The sequence below is a fragment of the Oleiphilus sp. HI0067 genome (genome assembly GCF_001635735.1).
In genome coordinates this window covers 1-977 of sequence record NZ_LWFI01001445.1, presented here as the reverse complement: position 1 = coordinate 977, position 977 = coordinate 1, and the positions used below count along the sequence as shown (strand labels likewise).

Annotated in this window: 2 protein-coding genes; both read right to left on the bottom strand. The window is 46.0% G+C overall.

The features are described 5' to 3' along the window. The coding region (gene rplC / locus A3739_RS23585; RefSeq protein WP_068503048.1) for a 50S ribosomal protein L3 at positions 1–414 on the bottom strand (414 nt) is incomplete at its 3' end. 103 nt (positions 415–517) lie between these two features. Further along, the gene (gene rpsJ, locus A3739_RS23580) at positions 518–829 is read right to left on the bottom strand and encodes a 30S ribosomal protein S10 (protein WP_068503046.1); all 312 of its coding nucleotides are present in this window, start codon (positions 827–829) and stop codon (positions 518–520) included. Positions 830–977: the final 148 nt, after the last annotated feature.

The window sequence follows — 977 nt, the reverse complement described above, 5'->3', positions numbered from 1 at the left end:
ACCGTGAGTAGCATCTTGCATGTGGAAGTTCCAACGCTTAACACCACCTTGGAAGCCTTTACCTTTTGATTGACCAGTCACATCAACGACTTGACCAGCTTCAAATAGCGCAACATCAAGAGTATCGCCAGCTTTAAGCTCAGCACCCTCTTCTGCTTCCAAACGGAATTCCCATAATCCACGACCCGCTTCAACACCCGCTTTCGCGAAATGCCCAGCTGCAGATTTAGAAACGCGAGATGCGCGACGCTCACCAGTAGTGATTTGGACGGCACGATAGCCATCTACATCGTCGGTTCTCACCTGTGTGATACGGTTACCATCAACTTCTATGACGGTTACCGGAATAGATTGACCCTCATCTGTGAAGATACGAGTCATACCAGCCTTTCGGCCGACTAAACCAATTGCCATTTTTCACCTCTAAGTGTACGGGGCTTTCACCCTCTATGGCCCTTAAACAAGGTAGTTACACTTCGCCGAGCCAGTTGACTCGACACCAAACTTTCGTTTGGACTTAACCTAGGCTGATTTGAACATCAACACCAGCTGCAAGATCAAGCTTCATTAGTGCGTCTACAGTTTTTTCTGTAGGCTCTACAATATCCATCATGCGCTTATGCGTACGGATTTCATATTGATCGCGCGCATCTTTATTTACGTGCGGAGAAATCAATACTGTAAACCTTTCCTTCTTGGTCGGCAGAGGAATTGGACCACGCACTTGCGCACCAGTTCGCTTTNCCGTGTCTACGATTTCTTGCGTAGACTGATCAATCAGACGGTAGTCAAAAGCTTTCAGTCTGATTCTGATTTTTTGGCTTTGCATACTTAACAAAACTCCGATTATCGCCGCTTAAACAGTATGTTTTCGCAGCACCTGTACAAAAAAGGAGCGGCATTGTACACATTGCACACAAACGTGTCAACACGCACTATTAACCCCTTTGCAAACTGATATAACAACAAAAAAGGCC